General features: G+C 67.1%; 20 protein-coding genes. 13 read left to right on the top strand and 7 right to left on the bottom strand.

All coding sequences use genetic code 11. From position 1 onward, the window contains the following. Positions 1 to 29: 29 nt before the first annotated feature. The 3 genes from G7B69_RS09115 to G7B69_RS09105 all read right to left on the bottom strand — a co-directional run bounded on the left by G7B69_RS09115 (position 30) and on the right by G7B69_RS09105 (position 2,160). Positions 30 to 557, bottom strand: coding sequence for an ExbD/TolR family protein (locus G7B69_RS09115; protein WP_207785987.1), 528 nt, complete (start codon positions 555 to 557; stop codon positions 30 to 32). A gap of 83 nt (positions 558 to 640) precedes the next feature. After that, positions 641 to 1,411, bottom strand: coding sequence for a MotA/TolQ/ExbB proton channel family protein (locus G7B69_RS09110; RefSeq protein ID WP_166178414.1), 771 nt, complete (start codon positions 1,409 to 1,411; stop codon positions 641 to 643). Positions 1,412 to 1,509: 98 nt separating this feature from the next. Continuing rightward, positions 1,510 to 2,160, bottom strand: coding sequence for an energy transducer TonB (locus tag G7B69_RS09105; RefSeq protein WP_166178412.1), 651 nt, complete (start codon positions 2,158 to 2,160; stop codon positions 1,510 to 1,512). A gap of 331 nt (positions 2,161 to 2,491) precedes the next feature. On the opposite strand from G7B69_RS09105, the gene G7B69_RS09100 reads away from it, so the two are divergent. Beyond that, positions 2,492 to 3,361, top strand: a complete 870-nt coding sequence (locus G7B69_RS09100; RefSeq protein ID WP_243415097.1) for a hypothetical protein — start codon at positions 2,492 to 2,494, stop codon at positions 3,359 to 3,361. Positions 3,362 to 3,416: 55 nt separating this feature from the next. Then, entirely contained in the window at positions 3,417 to 4,724 is a 1,308-nt protein-coding gene (locus tag G7B69_RS09095; RefSeq protein ID WP_166178409.1) for a homoserine dehydrogenase, read from the top strand. On the opposite strand, the gene G7B69_RS09090 is transcribed toward G7B69_RS09095, so the two are convergent. Further along, on the bottom strand, positions 4,721 to 5,098 hold the full coding sequence (locus tag G7B69_RS09090) for a hypothetical protein (protein ID WP_243415096.1): 378 nt from the start codon (positions 5,096 to 5,098) through the stop codon (positions 4,721 to 4,723). The genes G7B69_RS09095 and G7B69_RS09090 overlap by 4 nt on opposite strands. Before the next feature lie 68 nt (positions 5,099 to 5,166). On the opposite strand from G7B69_RS09090, the gene glpX reads away from it, so the two are divergent. The 8 genes from glpX (at position 5,167) to pheT (ending at position 12,812) form a co-directional block, all read left to right on the top strand. Next, a complete protein-coding gene (gene glpX / locus G7B69_RS09085; RefSeq protein ID WP_166178407.1) occupies positions 5,167 to 6,150 on the top strand; it encodes a class II fructose-bisphosphatase in 984 nt (327 codons plus the stop codon). A 1-nt stretch (position 6,151) separates the two neighbouring features. Further along, on the top strand, positions 6,152 to 6,727 hold the full coding sequence (locus tag G7B69_RS09080; protein ID WP_166178405.1) for a methyltransferase family protein: 576 nt from the start codon (positions 6,152 to 6,154) through the stop codon (positions 6,725 to 6,727). An 87-nt stretch (positions 6,728 to 6,814) separates the two neighbouring features. Continuing rightward, positions 6,815 to 7,750 (top strand): ribose-phosphate pyrophosphokinase, encoded by a 936-nt coding sequence (locus tag G7B69_RS09075; RefSeq protein WP_166178403.1) that lies wholly within the window; start codon positions 6,815 to 6,817, stop codon positions 7,748 to 7,750. Position 7,751: 1 nt separating this feature from the next. Further along, positions 7,752 to 8,546: an inositol monophosphatase family protein gene (locus tag G7B69_RS09070; protein WP_166178401.1), complete on the top strand. Its 795-nt coding sequence runs from the start codon at positions 7,752 to 7,754 to the stop codon at positions 8,544 to 8,546. 121 nt (positions 8,547 to 8,667) lie between these two features. Continuing rightward, the gene (gene rpmI / locus G7B69_RS09065) at positions 8,668 to 8,871 is read left to right on the top strand and encodes a 50S ribosomal protein L35 (RefSeq protein ID WP_055923571.1); all 204 of its coding nucleotides are present in this window, start codon (positions 8,668 to 8,670) and stop codon (positions 8,869 to 8,871) included. A gap of 29 nt (positions 8,872 to 8,900) precedes the next feature. Beyond that, a complete protein-coding gene (gene rplT / locus G7B69_RS09060) occupies positions 8,901 to 9,263 on the top strand; it encodes a 50S ribosomal protein L20 (protein WP_166178399.1) in 363 nt (120 codons plus the stop codon). Positions 9,264 to 9,351: 88 nt separating this feature from the next. Further along, positions 9,352 to 10,446 carry a phenylalanine--tRNA ligase subunit alpha gene (pheS, locus tag G7B69_RS09055; RefSeq protein WP_166178397.1) on the top strand — a complete coding sequence of 365 codons (1,095 nt, stop codon included), beginning with the start codon at positions 9,352 to 9,354 and terminating at the stop codon, positions 10,444 to 10,446. Beyond that, positions 10,443 to 12,812: a phenylalanine--tRNA ligase subunit beta gene (gene pheT / locus G7B69_RS09050; RefSeq protein ID WP_166178395.1), complete on the top strand. Its 2,370-nt coding sequence runs from the start codon at positions 10,443 to 10,445 to the stop codon at positions 12,810 to 12,812. Before pheS ends, pheT begins: the two co-directional genes overlap by 4 nt. A 50-nt stretch (positions 12,813 to 12,862) precedes the next feature. On the opposite strand, the gene thrS is transcribed toward pheT, so the two are convergent. Next, the gene (gene thrS / locus G7B69_RS09045) at positions 12,863 to 14,860 is read right to left on the bottom strand and encodes a threonine--tRNA ligase (RefSeq protein ID WP_166178393.1); all 1,998 of its coding nucleotides are present in this window, start codon (positions 14,858 to 14,860) and stop codon (positions 12,863 to 12,865) included. 227 nt (positions 14,861 to 15,087) lie between these two features. Here thrS and G7B69_RS09040 point away from each other — a divergent pair, with 227 nt between their 5' ends. Genes G7B69_RS09040 through G7B69_RS09030 form a run of 3 tightly spaced genes read left to right on the top strand, consistent with a single transcriptional unit; the run spans position 15,088 to position 15,882 of the window. Continuing rightward, complete coding sequence (locus G7B69_RS09040; protein WP_166178391.1) at positions 15,088 to 15,399, top strand: hypothetical protein; 312 nt, start codon at positions 15,088 to 15,090, stop codon at positions 15,397 to 15,399. Next, entirely contained in the window at positions 15,365 to 15,634 is a 270-nt protein-coding gene (locus G7B69_RS09035) for a hypothetical protein (RefSeq protein WP_166178389.1), read from the top strand. The genes G7B69_RS09040 and G7B69_RS09035 overlap by 35 nt, the downstream gene beginning before the upstream one ends. 8 nt (positions 15,635 to 15,642) lie before the next feature. Next, positions 15,643 to 15,882 (top strand): hypothetical protein, encoded by a 240-nt coding sequence (locus G7B69_RS09030; protein ID WP_166178387.1) that lies wholly within the window; start codon positions 15,643 to 15,645, stop codon positions 15,880 to 15,882. 572 nt (positions 15,883 to 16,454) lie between these two features. On the opposite strand, the gene G7B69_RS09025 is transcribed toward G7B69_RS09030, so the two are convergent. Together G7B69_RS09025 and lptC are read right to left on the bottom strand one after the other, a co-directional pair. Beyond that, a complete protein-coding gene (locus G7B69_RS09025) occupies positions 16,455 to 17,015 on the bottom strand; it encodes an LptA/OstA family protein (protein WP_166178385.1) in 561 nt (186 codons plus the stop codon). A gap of 41 nt (positions 17,016 to 17,056) precedes the next feature. Beyond that, positions 17,057 to 17,704, bottom strand: a complete 648-nt coding sequence (gene lptC / locus G7B69_RS09020) for an LPS export ABC transporter periplasmic protein LptC (RefSeq protein WP_166178383.1) — start codon at positions 17,702 to 17,704, stop codon at positions 17,057 to 17,059. Between the last annotated feature and the right edge of the window lie 25 nt (positions 17,705 to 17,729).

The following is a 17,729-nucleotide window of genomic DNA, read 5'->3' as shown; positions in this document are numbered from 1 at the left end:
TTACTCCTGAATTTGCCTACCAGCCCGAATCAGCTGACTTCTTTCGGGTTGGAAATGAAACCGACGGTCGGATAGCTTGCCGCCTGGACGTTGTAGATCGTACCGGCGATGCAGCGCCACGGCGCGTTGACGTCGCCGCGGATGACGACCTGCGGAATTTTTTCCGGGTCTTCCATGATCGCTGCCGCGCCGCCGGCGCGCTTCACGATCGCGTCGAGACGCTTGAACGCCTGGTCGTACAGCTCTTGCGAATCGACCGGAGTGACGTTGTTGAAGTACACGCGGCATTCGCCGTTGCGCGACGCGCCCTCGAAACCTGGTTCGCCGGCGCTACGTCCAGCGGCGTCGGTGGTGCTCACCGTGATCAGCAGGTTTTCAGCCTTGTCCTTCGATTCCGCCGCTTGGAACACCGGAATTCGGAGCTTCTCGATGGTCTGAAGGGCGACCGGGACGGTGATCAGGAAGATGATCAGCAGCACCAGCATCACGTCGACCAGCGGCGTGGTGTTGATGTCCGACATCGGCCTTTCTTCAACGCCGCCAACTGCAATGGCCATGTTCTTGTGTTCCTATCTCAAAACTTCGCGTTGGTGACGGGGGCGGGCGACCCGCATGCCGGAGCCCGCCCCGCCGATCACCCTCAGGCCTTCGGAGCCGTCGCGGGGGCCGTGGTCTTGGCCGCCTGCTGGGTCGAGGTCTTGGTCATCACCGCCGGCTTGACCGCGCCGCGCGAGGTCAGGTTGGCGAGGATGTCCGTCGAGAAGGCAGCGAGCAGCTCGCTGACACGCTTGTTGCGGTTCTGAAGCCAGTTGTAGGCGAACACCGCTGGCACCGCGACGAGCAGGCCGAGCGCGGTCATGATAAGTGCCTCACCAACCGGGCCGGCGACCTTATCGATCGAGCCCGAACCGGCGAGCGCGATGCCGATCATCGCGCGATAGATGCCGATAACGGTACCGAGCAGTCCGACGAACGGCGCGGTCGCGCCGGTGGTGGCGAGGAACGGCAGGCCGCCCGCGAGACGGGCGTTGATCGAGGCTTCGGAGCGCGCGAGTGAGCCGTGCAGCCAGTCGTGCGCCTCGAGCGTGTCGGTCATCTTGCTGTGCTGCGATTCGGCCACGAGGGCGTCGTCGACCAGCTGGCGCCAGGCGCTGTTCTTTTCGAGCTTGGTGGCGCCTTCGCTCAGCGTGTTGGCGCGCCAGAAGTTCGACCGCACCGACTTGTACTGCCGGAAGATGCGGTTCTGCTCCATGAACTTGGTGATGAGGATGTAGAACGAACCGACCGACATGATGGCCAGCACGGACAGGATGACGATGGTGATGGCTCCGCCCTGCCTGACCGCAGGGCCGAAGCCGAACTCCGACTGAGGCGCCGCGTTCGACGCTGCGGCAAGGATGTCAATAAGCATGCGGGTATTCCTTTTCCTAAACTTCCTGAATTTGGTTCATTCAATCTCGATAGGCGGGAGACCGGCCTTCTCGGGCGCGAGTCTCCGGTTTCGTCTCGTTACTTAGGAATCTGCCAGCGGACCGAACTGTTCCAGGTGCCGCTTGTGGGCTGGCCTTCGCCATCGGTTGCCGGATTGAACCGGCCGCGACGGGTGATCAGCCGGCAAGCCGCGTCGTCCAGATCGGGCGAACCGCTGGAGCGCGTCACCGAGCAGCCGGCGACCCTTCCTTCGGCGTTGACCGACACCGAGACGCCGGTGACGCCTTCGCGCTCTTCGCGCAACGCCCGGCTCGGGTAGTCGTCAGGCGACTGCCACGAACCCGGATTGCCCTTCGGCTGCGGAGACTTCGGCGTGAACCGTGGCGGCGGCGGGGCCGGTGGTGCGGCCGGCGGCACGATCCGGATGACCGGAGCGGGCGGCGGGATGTTCGGCTGCACCTGGATCGGCGGCGGCGCGACGCTGATGTTGATCGGCGGCGGCGGCGCGACCGGCGGCGGCGGCCTGTCGGGCTCCGGCGGCGGCGGCGTGTCCGGCGGCGGCGGTGGCGGTTCGTTGATATCCACCGTCGTCACCCGCTCGATCGCCTTCTTCACGGCCGAATAGGCCAGGCCCGTGACCAGCGCGTAACCGACTGCGACGTGGATGAGTGCAACGAGGATAATCGCGATAATCTTGTTACCGCTCATTTGTTGGTCAGCGTAAGCCATCCAGCTGCATCACTCCGTTTCAATTTCATTCTACCGGGGCGAACCCGGCAAGGACCCCGCCCCGCAGGATTTTCCTGTCAGGGACGGCGAGCCCGTGTCCAGTCTGAAGGCCCGTAGCAGGGAGGGGGAACGCCCTTTCCGCCACCATCAAGGCCCGCACCCTGCACTGCGATTCTGTTGTCCACAGGGTGCATTCCGGCGCAGCCTTAGCGGCGAAGCCCAGCGTGGGCAAACGCTTTATCGGTTAACGGCGGATTCATGGGCGGAGGCCATGCACTCGCGGCGATCAGGAGCAAATTTGCGGTGCAAAGCGTTGCCGCGGGAGATGACAATGAAGCGACATCGGCGCCGAACGCCTTCGATCTGGCTGAGGGCGGCCGCCGCATCTGCGACGCTTGCGGCCTGCGCATTTTCCGGCGCGGCGAACGCGCAAAGTGCGCTCGCCGCGAGCGCTCCTGCTGCGACATACGCCGATCTCGTGGGCCTCGTCGAAGCGGCGGAAGTCGTCGCCGAGGTCGCCGTCAAGGACCAGGCGACCGTCCCGGCGGAGCGCGCCCCGGGTCTCGCCGTTGGCCGCGCGCGGCTCTATCTCCGGACGCAGACCCAGCGTGTGCTCAAGGGGCCGAGCGCGCTCGGCGAATCGGTCAGCTATCTCGCCGACGTCCCGCTGGGCGCGAAGGGCAAGCCGCCCAAGCTCAGGAAGCAGGCCTTCATCGTTTTCGCCAATGCGGTCCCCGCCCGCCCGGGCGAGCTCCAGCTCGTGGCGCCCGACGCCCAGCTGCCGCTCGACCCCATGCTCGAAGAGCGGGTGCGCGCCATCATCGGTCAGCTCGCCGCCCGCGACGCCCCGCCGCGAATCACCGGCGTGCGCGACGTGATCTCGGTCGCCGGCAATCTCGCCGGCGAGTCCGAAACGCAGATGTTCGTCGGCACCGCCGGCGGCGCGCCGGTCTCGCTGACGGTGCTCCGCCGTCCGAACATGGACCCGACCTGGGGCGTCTCGTGGAGCGAGATCGTCGACCAGGCGGCCAAGCCGCCGGAGCCCGGCACGATCGCCTGGTACCGGCTCGCCTGTTTCCTTCCGCGCAAACTGGGCGCCGATGCGTTTCTGCAATCCGACACCGCCGGCCGCCGACGGGCTGAGGCCGACTACCAGTTCATCCTCGACCAGCTCGGCCCGTGCGAGCGCACGCGGCACTAGCCAAGGCCGCGCCCAGCTTCTAACGCGCCCCGTCGTATCAACTGGGGCACCGGGAATGGCCGAACCGCTTCGCATCGCACTCGCCGGGCTCGGCACCGTCGGCGCCGGGCTTGTTCGCCTGCTCGAGGCCAACGGCGCCCTGATCGAGCGGCGGGCCGGACGGAAGGTAGTCATCGTCGCGGTCTCGGCGCGTGACCGGACCAAGGACCGCGGCGTCGACTTGTCGCGCTATGATTGGGAAGACGACATGACCGCGCTCGCCGCGCGCGCCGACGTCGACGTGGTGGTCGAGCTGGTCGGCGGCGCGGACGGCCCGGCGCTGACCACCGCGCGCGGTGCGCTGGGCGCCGGCAAGGCGCTGGTTACCGCCAACAAGGCGATGATCGCGCATCACGGGCTAGAGCTCGCCGACCTGGCGGAACGCGCCAACGAGGGACGAGGCGCGGCGCTCAAGTTCGAGGCCGCGGTGGCCGGCGGCATTCCGGTGATCAAGGGCCTGCGCGAAGGCGCCGCGGCCAATCGGATCGAGCGTATCTACGGCATCCTCAACGGCACGTGCAATTATATCCTCTCGACGATGGAGGCGACCGGGCGCGACTTCGGCGAGGTGCTCGGCGAGGCGCAGGCGCTCGGTTATGCCGAAGCCGACCCGACCTTCGACGTCGAAGGCGTCGACGCGGCGCACAAGCTGGCGATCCTCGCGGCGATCGCCTTCGGCGCGCGGATCGACTTCGGCGCGGTAGAGATTGGCGGCATCGGCCGCGTCCGCGCGGCGGACATCGCCCAGGCCGAGGCGCTCGGCTATCGCATCCGCCTGCTGGGCATTGCCGACTGCGCCGAGGAGGGCGGATTGTTCCAGCGCGTTCAGCCGTGCCTGGTGCCGCGGCATCACCCGCTCGCCGCGGTCGAAGGCGCGACCAACGCGGTGGTCGCGGAGGGCAATTTCTCCGGCCGCCTGCTGTTCCAGGGCGCCGGTGCCGGCGACGGGCCGACCGCCAGCGCGGTCGCCGCCGACCTTATAGATATAGCGCGCGGCGACGTCGGTGCGCCGTTCTCGGTCCCGGTCGCCGCCCTCGAAGCCCGCGCCCCGGCCGACGCCGGCCACCGGACCAACCGCACCTACTTGCGTTTCACCGTCGCCGATCGCCCCGGAGTTCTCGCGGAGATCGCCACGGCGATGCGTGACGCCGGGGTCTCGATCGAAAGCCTGATTCAGCAAGGCCGTCCGGAAGAGGGCGGCGAGGTGCTGGTGGCAATGGTCACTCACGAAGGCCCCGAGGCGAACGTCGCCGAAGCGCTGCGCCTGCTCGAAGGGTCGGAAAGCCTGACCGAGCCGCCGCTTGTGATGCACTTGCTGGACTAAGGCGCGGCCATCTCGCCCTTGGCGATCTTGTCGGCATCGGAACCGGCGGGCGCCTCGGGAATCTTCGACAGGTCGATGATCAGCGGGTGGCGCGGGGTCTTGCCGATGCGCATGCCGCCGCTCGGCAGGCCGGAGACGTCGGGCGCGCGGGGCACCCCGTCGTCGGGATCGCCGCTGTCGGTGTTCGAGGGGACATACTGCTTCGCCGGGTCCTCGTGCTCGGCGCAGACGACGATCTCGTCGCCGGTGGCATCGGGGCACGGAGCGGCCTTGCGCGGTGCGGCGGAAAATATCGCCCGGGCGTTCTCCAGCGCCTGCTCCGCGGTCACCGTCGGGGCCGGGTTAACGGCGGCAGCGGCGGCCGCTAACAGCATGCTCGACATCGCCCGCCCTTTCGCCCAATTGGCGGCGAGAGAGACACGCCGACAGGACTGAATCGCTTATGAACGACCGCGCCGTTTCCGCCAGCCACGTTTTGGACCGCGTCCTGGTGTTGGAGATGGTCCGCGTGACCGAAGCGGCGGCCATTGCGGCGTCGAAGCTGATCGGGCGGGGCGACGAGAAGGCCGCCGACGCCGCCGCGGTCGCGGCGATGCGCCGGGCGTTCGACGAGCTGGCGATCGACGGCACCGTGGTCATCGGCGAAGGCGAGCGCGACGAGGCGCCGATGCTTTTTATCGGCGAGAAGGTCGGCGGCGCACCCGGCAAGGGCCCGAAGATCGACATCGCGCTCGACCCGCTCGAAGGCACTACGATCACCGCCAAGGCCGGCCCCAACGCGCTGGCAGTGCTGGCCGCGGCCGAAGAAGGCTGCCTGCTCAACGCGCCCGACGTCTACATGGAGAAGCTCGCCGTCGGCCCCGGCTATCCCGAAGGGGTGATCGACCTGGCGAAGAGCGCGACCGACAACGTCAAGGCGGTCGCCGCGGCCAAGGGCGTCGCGCCGAACGAGATCATCGTCTGCGTGCTCGAGCGTCCGCGCCATTCGGCACTGATTGCCGAGTTGCGCGCGCTCGGCTGCGGGGTGGTACTCATTGGCGACGGTGACGTTGCGGGAGTCATCGCGACCACCGATCCCAATACCACGATCGACATCTACATGGGCAGCGGCGGCGCGCCCGAAGGCGTGCTCGCGGCAGCCGCGCTGCGCTGCGTCGGCGGCCAGTTCAACGGCAAGCTGATCTTCCGCAACGACGACGAACGGCTGCGCGCGCGCAAATGGGGGATCGAGGACCTCGACCGCATCTACAAGCTCGAGGACCTCGCCAAGGGCGACTGCATCTTCGCCGCCACCGGGGTCACCGATGGCTCGCTGCTCGAAGGGGTCAAGTATCTCAAGGGGGACCGGATGACGACCGAAAGCGTGGTCATGCGCGCGAGCAGCGGCACGATCCGCTGGGTCAAGGGCGACCACCGGGTGGGGTGAGGTGATATCCGTCCCGCTCTGGCCGACGGTGTTCATCCTCCCGCTGGGACTGTGCTTCTATTATTTCATCCTCGCCGGCGCGCGGACCTTCGAGGTCAGCCCCGACGACGATCTCGGCTCAGGAATCGCCCAGTTCTCGTTCCTGGTGACCGGCACCCTCGCGACCCTGTTCCTCGGTTATCGCGCCCACGTTCCGATGGGCAATGCGGTTGCCGGCGGGGCGCTGATGGCGGCCGCGCTGACGCTATACGAATGGGCTCGCCACACGATCGCGGACAGGCGGTTTCACATCGCCTGGAACGGCGAGGTGCCCGAGGCAGTCTGCGAGGACGGCCCTTACGCCCACATCAGGCATCCGATCTATGCGAGCTACCTGATCGCCTTCGCCGCCATGCTCGCGGCGCTGCCCTCGTTGTGGTCGCTGGCGATCTTTCTGCTCAACGCAAGCCTGTTCGTCCACGCCGCGCGCGACGACGAGCGGAGCATGGCCGGCAGCGATCTCGCGCCCGTATACGCGCGCTACAAGCGGCGCACTGGCATGTTCCTTCCCCGCTTCTGGCGGAAGGCCGTGGGATAGCTCACCGCCAGTGTTGCAATACCATGACGCTCGGCTAAGCGGGCCGCAGGCGATTCCTAATGGCGACCTGACAGGAGCACCCGCGCGATGAAGATCATGGCCGGCAATTCCAACTTGCCGCTTGCCCGGGCGATCGCGAGTTATCTCGAGCTTCCGCTGACCGACGCCAGCGTGCGCCGCTTCGCCGACGAGGAAATCTTCGTCGAAATCCACGAAAACGTTCGCGGCGAAGACCTCTTCATCATGCAGTCGACCAGCTACCCGGCGAACGACAACCTGATGGAGCTGCTGATCTCGATCGACGCGTGCAGGCGCGCGTCGGCCAAGCGGATCACCGCCGTCATCCCCTATTTCGGCTACGCCCGGCAGGATCGCAAGTCCGGCTCGCGCACACCGATTTCGGCCAAGCTGGTCGCCAACCTGATCACCGAAGCGGGCGCCAACCGGGTGCTCTCGGTCGATCTCCACGCCGGGCAGATCCAGGGGTTCTTCGATATCCCGACCGACAATCTGTTCGCCGCCCCGGTGATGTCGGCCGACATCCTCGCGCGCTACGCCGGGCGTAACCTGGTGGTGGTCTCGCCCGACGTCGGCGGCGTGGTCCGCGCCCGCGCGCTGGCCAAGCGGCTGGACAACGCCCCGCTGGCCATCGTCGACAAGCGCCGCGAGCGCGCCGGCGAATCCGAAGTCATGAACATCATCGGCGACGTCAGCGGCCGGGCGTGCATCCTGATCGACGACATCATCGATTCGGGCGGCACGCTGTGCAATGCCGCGCAGGCGCTGCTCGACGCCGGGGCGACCTCGGTCGCCGCCTACATCACCCACGGCGTACTGTCGGGCGGCGCGGTGGCGCGGGTCGACGGCTCGGCGCTGACCGAACTGGTGATCACCGACACCATCCTGCCGACCGACGCGGCGAAGGAATCGAAACGCATCCGGGTCCTGCCGATCGCCCCGCTGATCGGCGAGGCGGTGCGCCGGATCGCCGACGAGAGCAGCGTCTCCTCGCTGTTCGACTGACTTGAATCTCGCCGCCGAAATTGCCCTCGCCCACCGACTCGCCGACGCCGCGCGGGCGACGATCGTGCCGCATTTCCGCAGCGGGCTCGACCACGAGCGCAAGGCGGACGCGACGCCGGTGACTCTGGCGGACCGCGCCGCCGAGGAAGCGATGCGCAAGCTCCTCACCGCCGAAGTGCCGCAGGACGGTGTCGCCGGCGAGGAATTCGGCACGACCGAGGGCCGCTCGGGCCGGCAATGGGTGCTCGACCCGATCGACGGCACCACCGCGTTTCTCGCCGGGCGGGCCACTTTCGGCACCCTGATCGCGCTGCTGGTCGACGGCTTTCCAGTGCTCGGGGTGATCGACCAGCCGGTCCTCGGCGAGCGCTGGCTCGGCGTAGCGGGAGAGCCGACGACGCTCAACGGCCAGCCAGTCGTCACCCGTGCCTGCCCTGAACTGTCGCACGCGGCGCTCGCCACTACGGGACCGCACTATTTCACCCAGGACCAGGGCGACGTGTTCATGACGCTCGCCCAGGCGACCGATCACCGGCGGATGATCATGGGCGGCGACTGCTACAACTACGCGATGCTCGCCTCGGGCCACCTCGATATAGTGTGCGAGGCCGGTCTCAAGCTGCACGATTTCGCCGCGCTGGTCCCGGTCGTCGAAGGCGCCGGCGGGATGATGTGCGACTGGAACGGCGAGCCCCTGCACGCCGCCTCAGACGGTCATGTGCTGGCGCTTGGAGATCCGGCGCGGCTCGACGATGTGCTCGAGGCGATGGGCGGCCACCACGGGCACGCGCACTGACGCTTGCCTTTCGCGCGCCCAGCGACTAGGGGCGCGTCCTTCACCGACACGTGATTATCTGCCGGTCTGGCCAAAAGGGCTGCCAGGGCTGGCTAGGACGTGTCCCCGAAAGGAGACTGAAATGCCCAAGCTGAAGACCAAGAGCGGTGTGAAGAAGCGCTTCAAGATCACCGCCACCGGCAAGGTCAAGCATGGTGTCGCCGGCAAGCGCCACCGCCTGATCAGCCACAATGCCAAGTACATCCGCCAGAACCGCGGCACCACCGTGATCGCCGATGCCGATGCTCGGACGATCAAGAAGTGGGCCCCCTACGGCCTCGACTGAGCCGGGTTTAGAGACAGGAGTACTAGAGCATGTCCCGTATCAAACGCGGCGTTACCACCCGCGCCAAACACAAGCGGATCCTCGAGCAAGCCAAGGGCTATCGCGGCCGCCGCAAGAACACCATTCGCGTCGCCCGCCAGGCGGTCGAAAAGGCCGGGCAGTATGCCTACCGCGACCGCAAGGTGAAGAAGCGGTCTTTCCGCGCGCTGTGGATCCAGCGGATCAACGCCGCGGTTCGCGCCGAAGGCCTGACGTATTCGCAGTTCATGCACGGCGTTAAGCTCGCCGGCATCGAGCTCGACCGCAAGGTCATGGCCGACCTCGCGATGAACGAGGGCGGTTCGTTTACCGCCATCATCGCGCAGGCGAAGCAGGCGCTGCCTTCGGCCTGATTTGGCGCATCCGCGCCGAGGAGTTGAAGCGCCATCCGCGAGGGTGGCGCTTTTTCTTTGTGCGCAATTGATCTAGCGGACTTGCACGATGGACGATCAGAGGATTTCCGAAACGCTTGCCGCGATCGACGCGGCTGCCGATGTCGACGCGGTGGAGGCGATCCGCATCGCCGCGCTCGGCAAGCAGGGCTGGATCAGCCTGGCGCTGAAGAGTCTCGGCGCCATGGCGTCGGAGGAGCGCACGAAAGCCGCGCCGGCGATCCAGGCGGCGCGCGAAAAGATCGCCAATGCGCTCGCCGAGAAGAAGGCCGCGCTCGACGACGCGGCGCTCGAGGCGAGCCTCGCGAGCGAAACGCTCGACCTCACACTGCCCGCGTCCGAGGTACCCAAGGGCTCCGTGCATCCGGTCAGCCAGGTAATGGACGAGCTTGCCGAGATCTTCGCCGATATGGGCTTCGCGGTCGCCACGGGTCCCGAGATCGAGGACGACTGGCATAACTTCACGGCGCTCAACATGCCTGAAAGCCACCCGGCGCGGGCGATGCACGATACCTTCTATTTCCCTCAGCAAGAGGGTGTGGACCATCGAATGCTGCTGCGCACCCACACCAGTCCGGTGCAGGTGCGCACGATGGTCAGCCAGGGCGCGCCGCTGCGGATCATCGCTCCGGGCCGGGTCTACCGCTCGGACAGCGATGCGACCCACACGCCGATGTTTCACCAAGTCGAAGGCCTGGTGATCGATCGCGGCATTCACCTGGGCCATCTTAAGTGGACGCTCGAGACCTTCCTCAAGGCGTTCTTCGAGCGCGAGGACATCGTCCTGCGGCTGCGGCCGAGCTATTTCCCGTTCACCGAGCCTTCGGTCGAAGCCGACGTCGGCTTCGCGCTCGAGAACGGCCGCCGGGTGCTCGGTGGCTCGGGCGACGAACCGGGGCACGGCTGGATGGAGCTGCTCGGCAGCGGCATGGTCAACCGCCGGGTGATCGAGATGAGCGGCCTCGACCCCGACGAATGGCAGGGCTTCGCCTTTGGCGTCGGTGTCGATCGCCTCGCCATGCTCAAGTATGGGATGGACGATCTGCGCGCCTTCTTCGACGGCGACGTGCGCTGGCTCAGGCACTACGGCTTCTCGCCGTTCGACCAGCCGACCCTTTCGGCGGGCGTAGGAGCGCGGGCATGAAGTTCTCGCTCGACTGGCTCAAGGTGTTCCTTGATACCGATGCCTCGGCCGGGGAGATATCCGCCGCGCTCAACAAGATCGGCATCGAGGTCGAGGGGCTCGAGGACCCGGCCGAAGGGCTCACCGGCTTCCGCGTAGCCGAAGTGCTCACCGCGGCGCCGCATCCGAACGCCGACAAGCTCCAGGTGCTGACGGTCAGCACTGGTGAAGGCGAACCCCTGCAGGTGGTATGCGGCGCCCCCAACGCGCGCGCGGGAATGAAAGGCGTGTTTGGGATGTCGGGCGCGATCGTGCCGGCGAACGGCATGGAACTGCGCAAGACGGCGATCCGCGGGGTCGAGAGCAACGGCATGATGTGCTCGACGCGGGAATTGCAGCTCGGCGACGATCACGAGGGGATCATCGAACTGCCGGCCGACGCGCCGGTCGGCGCGAGTTTCGCCGACTACCGCGGCACAAGTCCGGTGTTCGACGTGGCGATCACTCCCAACCGGCCCGACTGCATGGGCGTCGAGGGCATTGCCCGCGACCTCGCGGCGGCAGGCCTCGGCAGGTTCAAGCCGTACCGGGTCGAGCCGGTGGCGGGCAGCTTCCCCTGCCCGGTCGAAATCCGCACCGACGATCCCGAGGGTTGCCCGGCGTTTTACGGCCGGGTGATCCGCGGCGTCAGCAACGGCGCCTCGCCCGAGTGGATGCAGCAGCGGCTGCTCTCCGCCGGGCAGCGGCCGATTTCGGCGCTGGTCGACATCACCAATTACCTGATGCTGGCGTTCGGCCGCCCGGCGCATGCTTACGACCTCGCCCAGCTCAAGGGCGCGGTGGTCGCGCGCCGCGCGAAGGACGGCGAGCAGGTTCTGGCGCTCAACGAAAAGACCTACACGCTCGATTCGAGCATGACAGTGATCGCCGACGACAGCGGCGTGCACGACATCGCCGGGATCATGGGCGGCGAGCATTCGGGCGTGTCTGACGCCACCACCGACGTGCTCCTCGAGATCGCCTACTTCGACCCCGAGCGGATCGGCGCCACCGGACGCAAGCTCGGGCTCGCCAGTGACGCCCGCACCCGCTTCGAGCGCGGGGTCGATCCGGCGTTCCTCGACGAAGGGCTCGACCTGCTGACCGCGTTGATCCTCAAGATCTGCGGCGGCGAGGCGTCGGAACTGGTCCGTGCCGGCTCGCCCCCGAGCACGCCGACCGTGATCGAGTACGACCCTGGTCTCGCGGAACGGCTTGGCGGCATTGCCATCTCGGAGGAGGAGCAGCTTCGCACGCTAGAGGCGCTCGAGTTCCGCGTCTCGCCCGATTGGCGGGTCACCGCGCCGCTGCGCCGCCACGACATCGAAGGGCCCGCCGATATCGTTGAGGAAGTTGTCCGCATCCACGGGCTCGATCGCGTCGACAGAGTGCCGCTGCCGCGCACCGATGGCGTCGCTCGGCCGACCGCCACGCCCGAACAGGCGACCGAGCGCAAGCTGCGCCGCGCCGCCGCCGCGCGAGGGCTCAACGAGGCGATCACCTGGTCGTTCATTTCGGAAAAGGAAGCCGAGGCTGTCGACGGGGCCGCCTGGGTGCTCGAAAATCCTATCAGCGAGGAATTGAAGGTCATGCGGCCCTCGCTGCTCCCGGGGCTGCTCTCGGCCGTGCGCCGCAACCTCGATCGCGGCGCATCGAGCGTGCGGCTGTTCGAGATCGGTCGCCGCTACCTCGCCGATGGCGAACATCCGACGCTGGTCTGCGTGCTCGCCGGCGAGCGCGAGGCGCGGTCGTGGCAAGGCGGCAAGGCCAAGCCGTTTGACGCTTTCGACGCCAAGGCCCTGACGCTCTACCTGCTCGAAACCGCTGGCGCCCCGGTCGACAGGCTCCAGGTCATGGGGGAGGCGGGCCGCGTCTATCACCCCGGCCAATCGGCCACGCTGCGGCTCGGGCCGAAGAACCAGCTGGCCAGCTTCGGCATGATCCACCCGGGCACGCTCAAGGCATTCGACATCGATGGCCCGGTAGCCGCGCTCGGCATTCATCTGGACGCGATTCCGCCGAAGAAGGGAACGCCGAGCTTCGCCCGCGCACCTTACGCTCCGCCGGCATTACAGCCTGTCGTCCGCGACTTCGCCTTCCTGGTGGATGTTGCCTTGCCCGCGGGCGACCTGCAGCGAGCGGTACGCGGCGCCGACAAGGCCGAGATCGCCGAGGCGCGAATCTTCGACGATTTCCGGGGAACCGGTGTACCCGAGGGCAAGAAGTCGCTGGCGATCGAGGTCACGCTCCAGCCGGGCGAAAAGAGCTATACCGACTCGGACCTGAAGATCATTTCCGAGCGGATCGTCGCCGCCGCGGCCAAGCTGGGCGCGGAGCTGCGGGGTTGAGGCGCGGCGCCGACCTGCGCATTGCACGACTCAAAGCATCAAACGAAAGCTCAGCGCAAGTCGGGTGGGGTCGCCTCGCCCTGGAGCCAGGCAATCGCCTCGTCGACGCTCAGGACCCGCTGCTGCTGCTCGCCGAGCGTGCGCAGCGCCACGGTGCCTTCCTCGGCCTCGCGCTTGCCGACCACCAGCATGTGCGGGATCTTGGCGACCGAGTGCTCGCGCACCTTGTAGTTGATTTTCTCGTTCCTCAGGTCGGCTTCGGCGCGCAGGCCCGCGGCCGCCAGCTTGGCCAACACCTCGTTCGCATAGTCGTCGGCGTCGGACACGATCGTCGCCACCACCGCCTGCACCGGCGTCAGCCACAGCGGCAGCTTGCCGGCGTAATGCTCGATGAGAATGCCGATGAAGCGTTCGAACGTGCCGAGGATCGCGCGGTGAAGCATGACCGGCCGGTGACGCTCGCCGTCCTCGCCGACGTATGACGCGTCGAGCCGCTCGGGCAGCACGGTGTCGGTCTGCAGCGTGCCGACCTGCCAGGTGCGGCCGATCGCGTCGGTCAGGTGGAACTCGAGCTTGGGGGCGTAGAACGCGCCTTCGCCGGGCAGCTCTTCCCACCCCCATTCGGCGGTGTTGCGGCCCGTGCTGGCGACCGCGTCGCGCAGCGATTGTTCGGCCCAGTCCCACATCTCTTCCGACCCGAAACGCTTCTCCGGCCGTAGCGCGAGCTTGATCGCGTATTCCTCGAAGCCGAGCTGGCGGTAGATCGCGTCGAGGAGGTTGCAGAAGCGAGCCACTTCCTCGACCAGCTGGTCTTCGCGGCAGAAGATATGCGCATCGTCCTGGGTGAACTGGCGCACGCGCAGCAGGCCGTGCAGTGCGCCGTGCGGCTCGTTGCGGTGGCAGCAGCCGAACTCGGCCATGCGGATCGGCAGGTCCCGGTAGGACTTGATGCCCTGCTTGAAGACGAGGATGTGCGCCGGGCAGTTCATCGGCTTGAGCGCCATCATCTCGCCCGAACCGCTGATCACCGGGCCTTCGCCTTCGGCCTGCGGCACCTCGTCGGGCACCGCGAACATGTTCTCCGAGTACTTGCCCCAGTGGCCGGACTTCTCCCACTGGCGCACGTCCATCAGCTGCGGGGTCTTCACTTCCTCGTAGCCGGCCGCATCGAGCTGACGGCGCATGTAACGCTCGAGTTCGCGCCAGATCAGGTAGCCCTTGGGATGCCAGAAGCACGAACCTTGCGCCTCGGGCTGGAAGTGGAACAGATCCATCTCCTGGCCGAGCTTCCGGTGGTCGCGCTTGCCCGCTTCCTCGAGTCGGAAGAGGTGCGCGTCGAGTTGCTTCTTGTTGAGCCAGCCGGTGCCGTAGATCCGGCTGAGCATCGCGTTGTTCTGGTCGCCGCGCCAGTAGGCGCCCGAGACGCGCGTCAGCTTGAATGCCGCGGGATCGAGCTTGCCGGTGCTCGCGAGGTGCGGTCCGCGACACATGTCGAGCCAGTCGCCACCCGACCAGTAGACCGTCAGCTCCTCGCCTTCGGGCAGCCCGGCGGCCCACTCGGCCTTGAACGTCTCGCCCTGCTCGCGCCAGCGCGAGATCAGCTGCTCGCGAGTCCACACTTCGCGGCGGAGCGGCTTGTCGGCGGCGATGATCTCGCGCATCTTCGCTTCGATCAGGGGCAGGTCTTCCTCGGTGAACGGCCCGCGCTCGCCGGGGGCGAAATCGTAGTAGAAGCCATCGTCGGTCGAAGGGCCGAAGGTGATCTGGGTGTCGGGCCAGAGCGCCTGGACCGCTTCCGCCAGCACGTGCGCGTAATCGTGGCGGACCAGCTCGAGCGCCTCTGCCTCGTCACGGCCGGTGATCAGCGCGAGCTGCGAATCGCCCTCGAACGGGCGCGTGATGTCGCGCACCTCCCCGTCGACGCGGGCCGCGATCGCGGCCTTCGCGAGGCCGGGCCCGATCGCCGCGGCGACATCGGCGGGGGTCGAACCGGCAGGCATTTCGCGCACCGAACCGTCGGGAAGGCTGATCTTGAGAAGCTCGCTCATGTTTACTTTTTGCCGTTCGCTTGATGCCGCGCGCCATGGCACATGGCGGCGCGAACCGGAAGGGTGCGGTGAAATGCCCCATTTTTGGGATGTGTGCCGGGCAACTTCGCAGATGCAAAAGAAAATGGCTGGGTCACTCGTGAACATTAAGTCTTCGGGCGCCATTAAACTTGATGTTCGCTGTAATCCTTGCCGGTCGGGGCTCTCCCAATCCGACGACCGAACTCGTGCTCGAGATCGCCTTTGCGGTGTGCATCGCCATTCCGCTGGTGATACCCGTCGCGCAATTGGTTCCGCTTCCGCCCTCGATCTGGACGACCATGCGCGCGCGGCGGGATGCGGTTGACGCGTCATCCCCGCCCGGCAACGAGCGAGGGTGGCCGCCGTTCTCGCTTTCTTGGAGCCGCACGCTCGCCTCCTTGCTGACCATCATCCCGGTCATTTGCTGCGCTTACGCGGTGCTCGCCTCGATCAGCGCGGTCGCACCTTGCCATCACGGCGATCGTGGCGACGACGCTGGTCAGCGCGTTGTTCGGTAGTCTTCAGTTGTTTGCCGGCAATCGCGGGATCAACGTCTACAGCCAATTCCATGTGGGCTGGATCACCGGCTTCCAGGCCAATCGGAACGCCCAAGCCGATGTGCTCCTGATCGACTTCCTGCCATTCGCCGCGCTCGCCGCGTCTTACCTCTCGGACCCTGCAAAAATGGCCCCTATGATGCTTGATTGGCGAGCCGTACTCGGCCTGATGGTCGGGATGTCCTGTTCTTCCTAGCGGCGACGATGATGACTGGCTCGCGTGCGGGAACTGCGTTGATTTCCGTGGCGGTCGTCTTTGTGTTGGCGATCCTTGAGGTGTCGCGCGCGCCGGGGCAGCGCCTGCGCGGCTTGCTGTTCGTTCTGGTAACAGCGGCGGCCCTTCTGGCGGGCCTCGCCGTCGTTACGCTTGCCTCGGCCGAGAACACCGCCCTCAGCCGCGTCGCCGAGCGGTTCGAAGTTGTTCGAGCGGTTCGAAGATGTTGAGGACGGATGCGCGCACATTTGGCAGGATAGTTGGTTTGCGCTCCGCCAGTGGCCGACGGGTTTTAGCTTGGGCGGATTCGAACCGGCGATGTTACCCGTCGAACGGCTGGAAGTCCTTAGCCTCAGGACGCCGAACCGCGCTCATAATGATTTCCGGAAAATCTGACTCGAGGCGGGCCTCTTGAGATACTTGATGGTGGCAGCGGCAGCCTTGGTCTGTCTGGCGATGGCGTGCCGTTCATGGCGTCGCCACCCGAACTCCCGACCGCAAACCTCGTTTGCGGTGGGCGTGTTATTTGTAATCACCATGCATTCGGTCGTTGATTATCCACGCGGAACGGATGTCCCGAGTAGTCGGAAACGAGGATGCGCATTGGCTTGCGGCGAGGCTATCGCGCCGGCTGACCGGCGTGCAGGCCCCGACCCATCGCAGATCGACGGCGACACGGGGCCGAAAAATAGCGTGTGGACTTGCTCATTCGCTACGTACTTACCCCGGTCGCCGGGCATTACAAGCCGCGTAGCGCACAGCGCTGCGCCGACCCGGAACAGGCTCGCTATCTGGTTGAAGGTTACTGCTTTTTGGGTACCGTGAAGGTCCCGGTCACCCGTCCGCTGCCGTTCTGCGTGGCGCCGGGGCCGCGGCCGCCGCCGCCGTCGACGGTCGAGAGGCCGGACTTGAGGTCCATCGTCAGGCGCCCGCCATTGAGGGTGTCGGCGCCGCGGCGCAGCGCGACGCCGCCCGACAGGACGATCACCCGGCGATTGAAGTCGTAGACGCCCGCCGCGCCGCTGGCGCGTTCGTTGCCGCGGGTGACGACGACCCCGCCGGTCGCGTCGATCCGCTGGATCTTCAGGCCGCCGTCGTTGGTGTAGGCGACGGTCGTGCGCGCGGCGGTCAGCCGGAGGTCGCCCTGGTCGATCTGGACATTGCCGGAGAGCACCACGCGTTTCTGTCTGTCCTGCAGTTCGATGCGGTCGGCAGCGTAGTTGACCGGCTGGTCGGAATTGAATCCGGCGATCGCCTGCGCCCCCGCCTGCGAGCCGAATGCGAGCGCCGCGGCGGCGCCGGCGAGCGCGCCCGCGGCGAGCCCGCGCAAGGCCAGACGGGAGAGGGGCGAGCGGCTTTTCATCGGTGCAATCCCTAGCGATTGGCGGCTAGCGGGGGAAGCGCTCAATGCGGCACCTGCATCTTGCCCGGGATCATGTGCAACCGCGCGCGCCCCTGCAAGGCAACCGTGCGCGTGGCGAGGTTGGCCTCGATCGAATCCGCCGAGAAGGTGCCCGCGGGAGTTTCCCCGGCGACGCCGCCGCTGCCGACCATGGTCTTCTTGTCGAGGTCGACCGAAACGCCGCGGGTGTTCATTTGATAACCGTCGGCGGCGACGAACCTGACCTCGCTGTCGACCGCGACCTGCTGGGTATCGTAGTTGTAACGGCCGAGCTCGGCGGTGATCTGCGCCGGCCCTTCGTCGAGCAGAATGCGGCCGACGAGGTCGCGCATCTGCACCACCGGCTCGCTGACCGAGTGCTGCACCGCCGAACCGGCGGACAGCGAGAACGGACGGCCCCTGCCATCCTCGCCGCGGTAGACCGCGTTGTCGACCACCAGGCGGTTGGCGGTGGTTTGGACCTTGTTGCGGTCGAGCAGGAAGCTGACTTCGCCGCGCGGGCCGAGCGGGGTTACCACCATCAGTGCGAAGATCACGCCAACAGCCGCGGGCAAGCCGACCGCGAGCCAGCGCACCGTGCGGTCGAGCTGGCTCCCCGGCGCGGCGAAGGCGCGGCGGCGCTCCCTGATCTGGTCGGCCTTGGCTGTCATTCGAGCTTTCTTGCCTCAGCGCACC

It is taken from the genome of Croceibacterium segetis, assembly GCF_011320115.1.
Lineage (GTDB): Bacteria > Pseudomonadota > Alphaproteobacteria > Sphingomonadales > Sphingomonadaceae > Croceibacterium_B > Croceibacterium_B segetis.
Note: the sequence above shows the minus strand (reverse complement) of the source record. Positions and strands in the feature narration are given on the sequence as shown.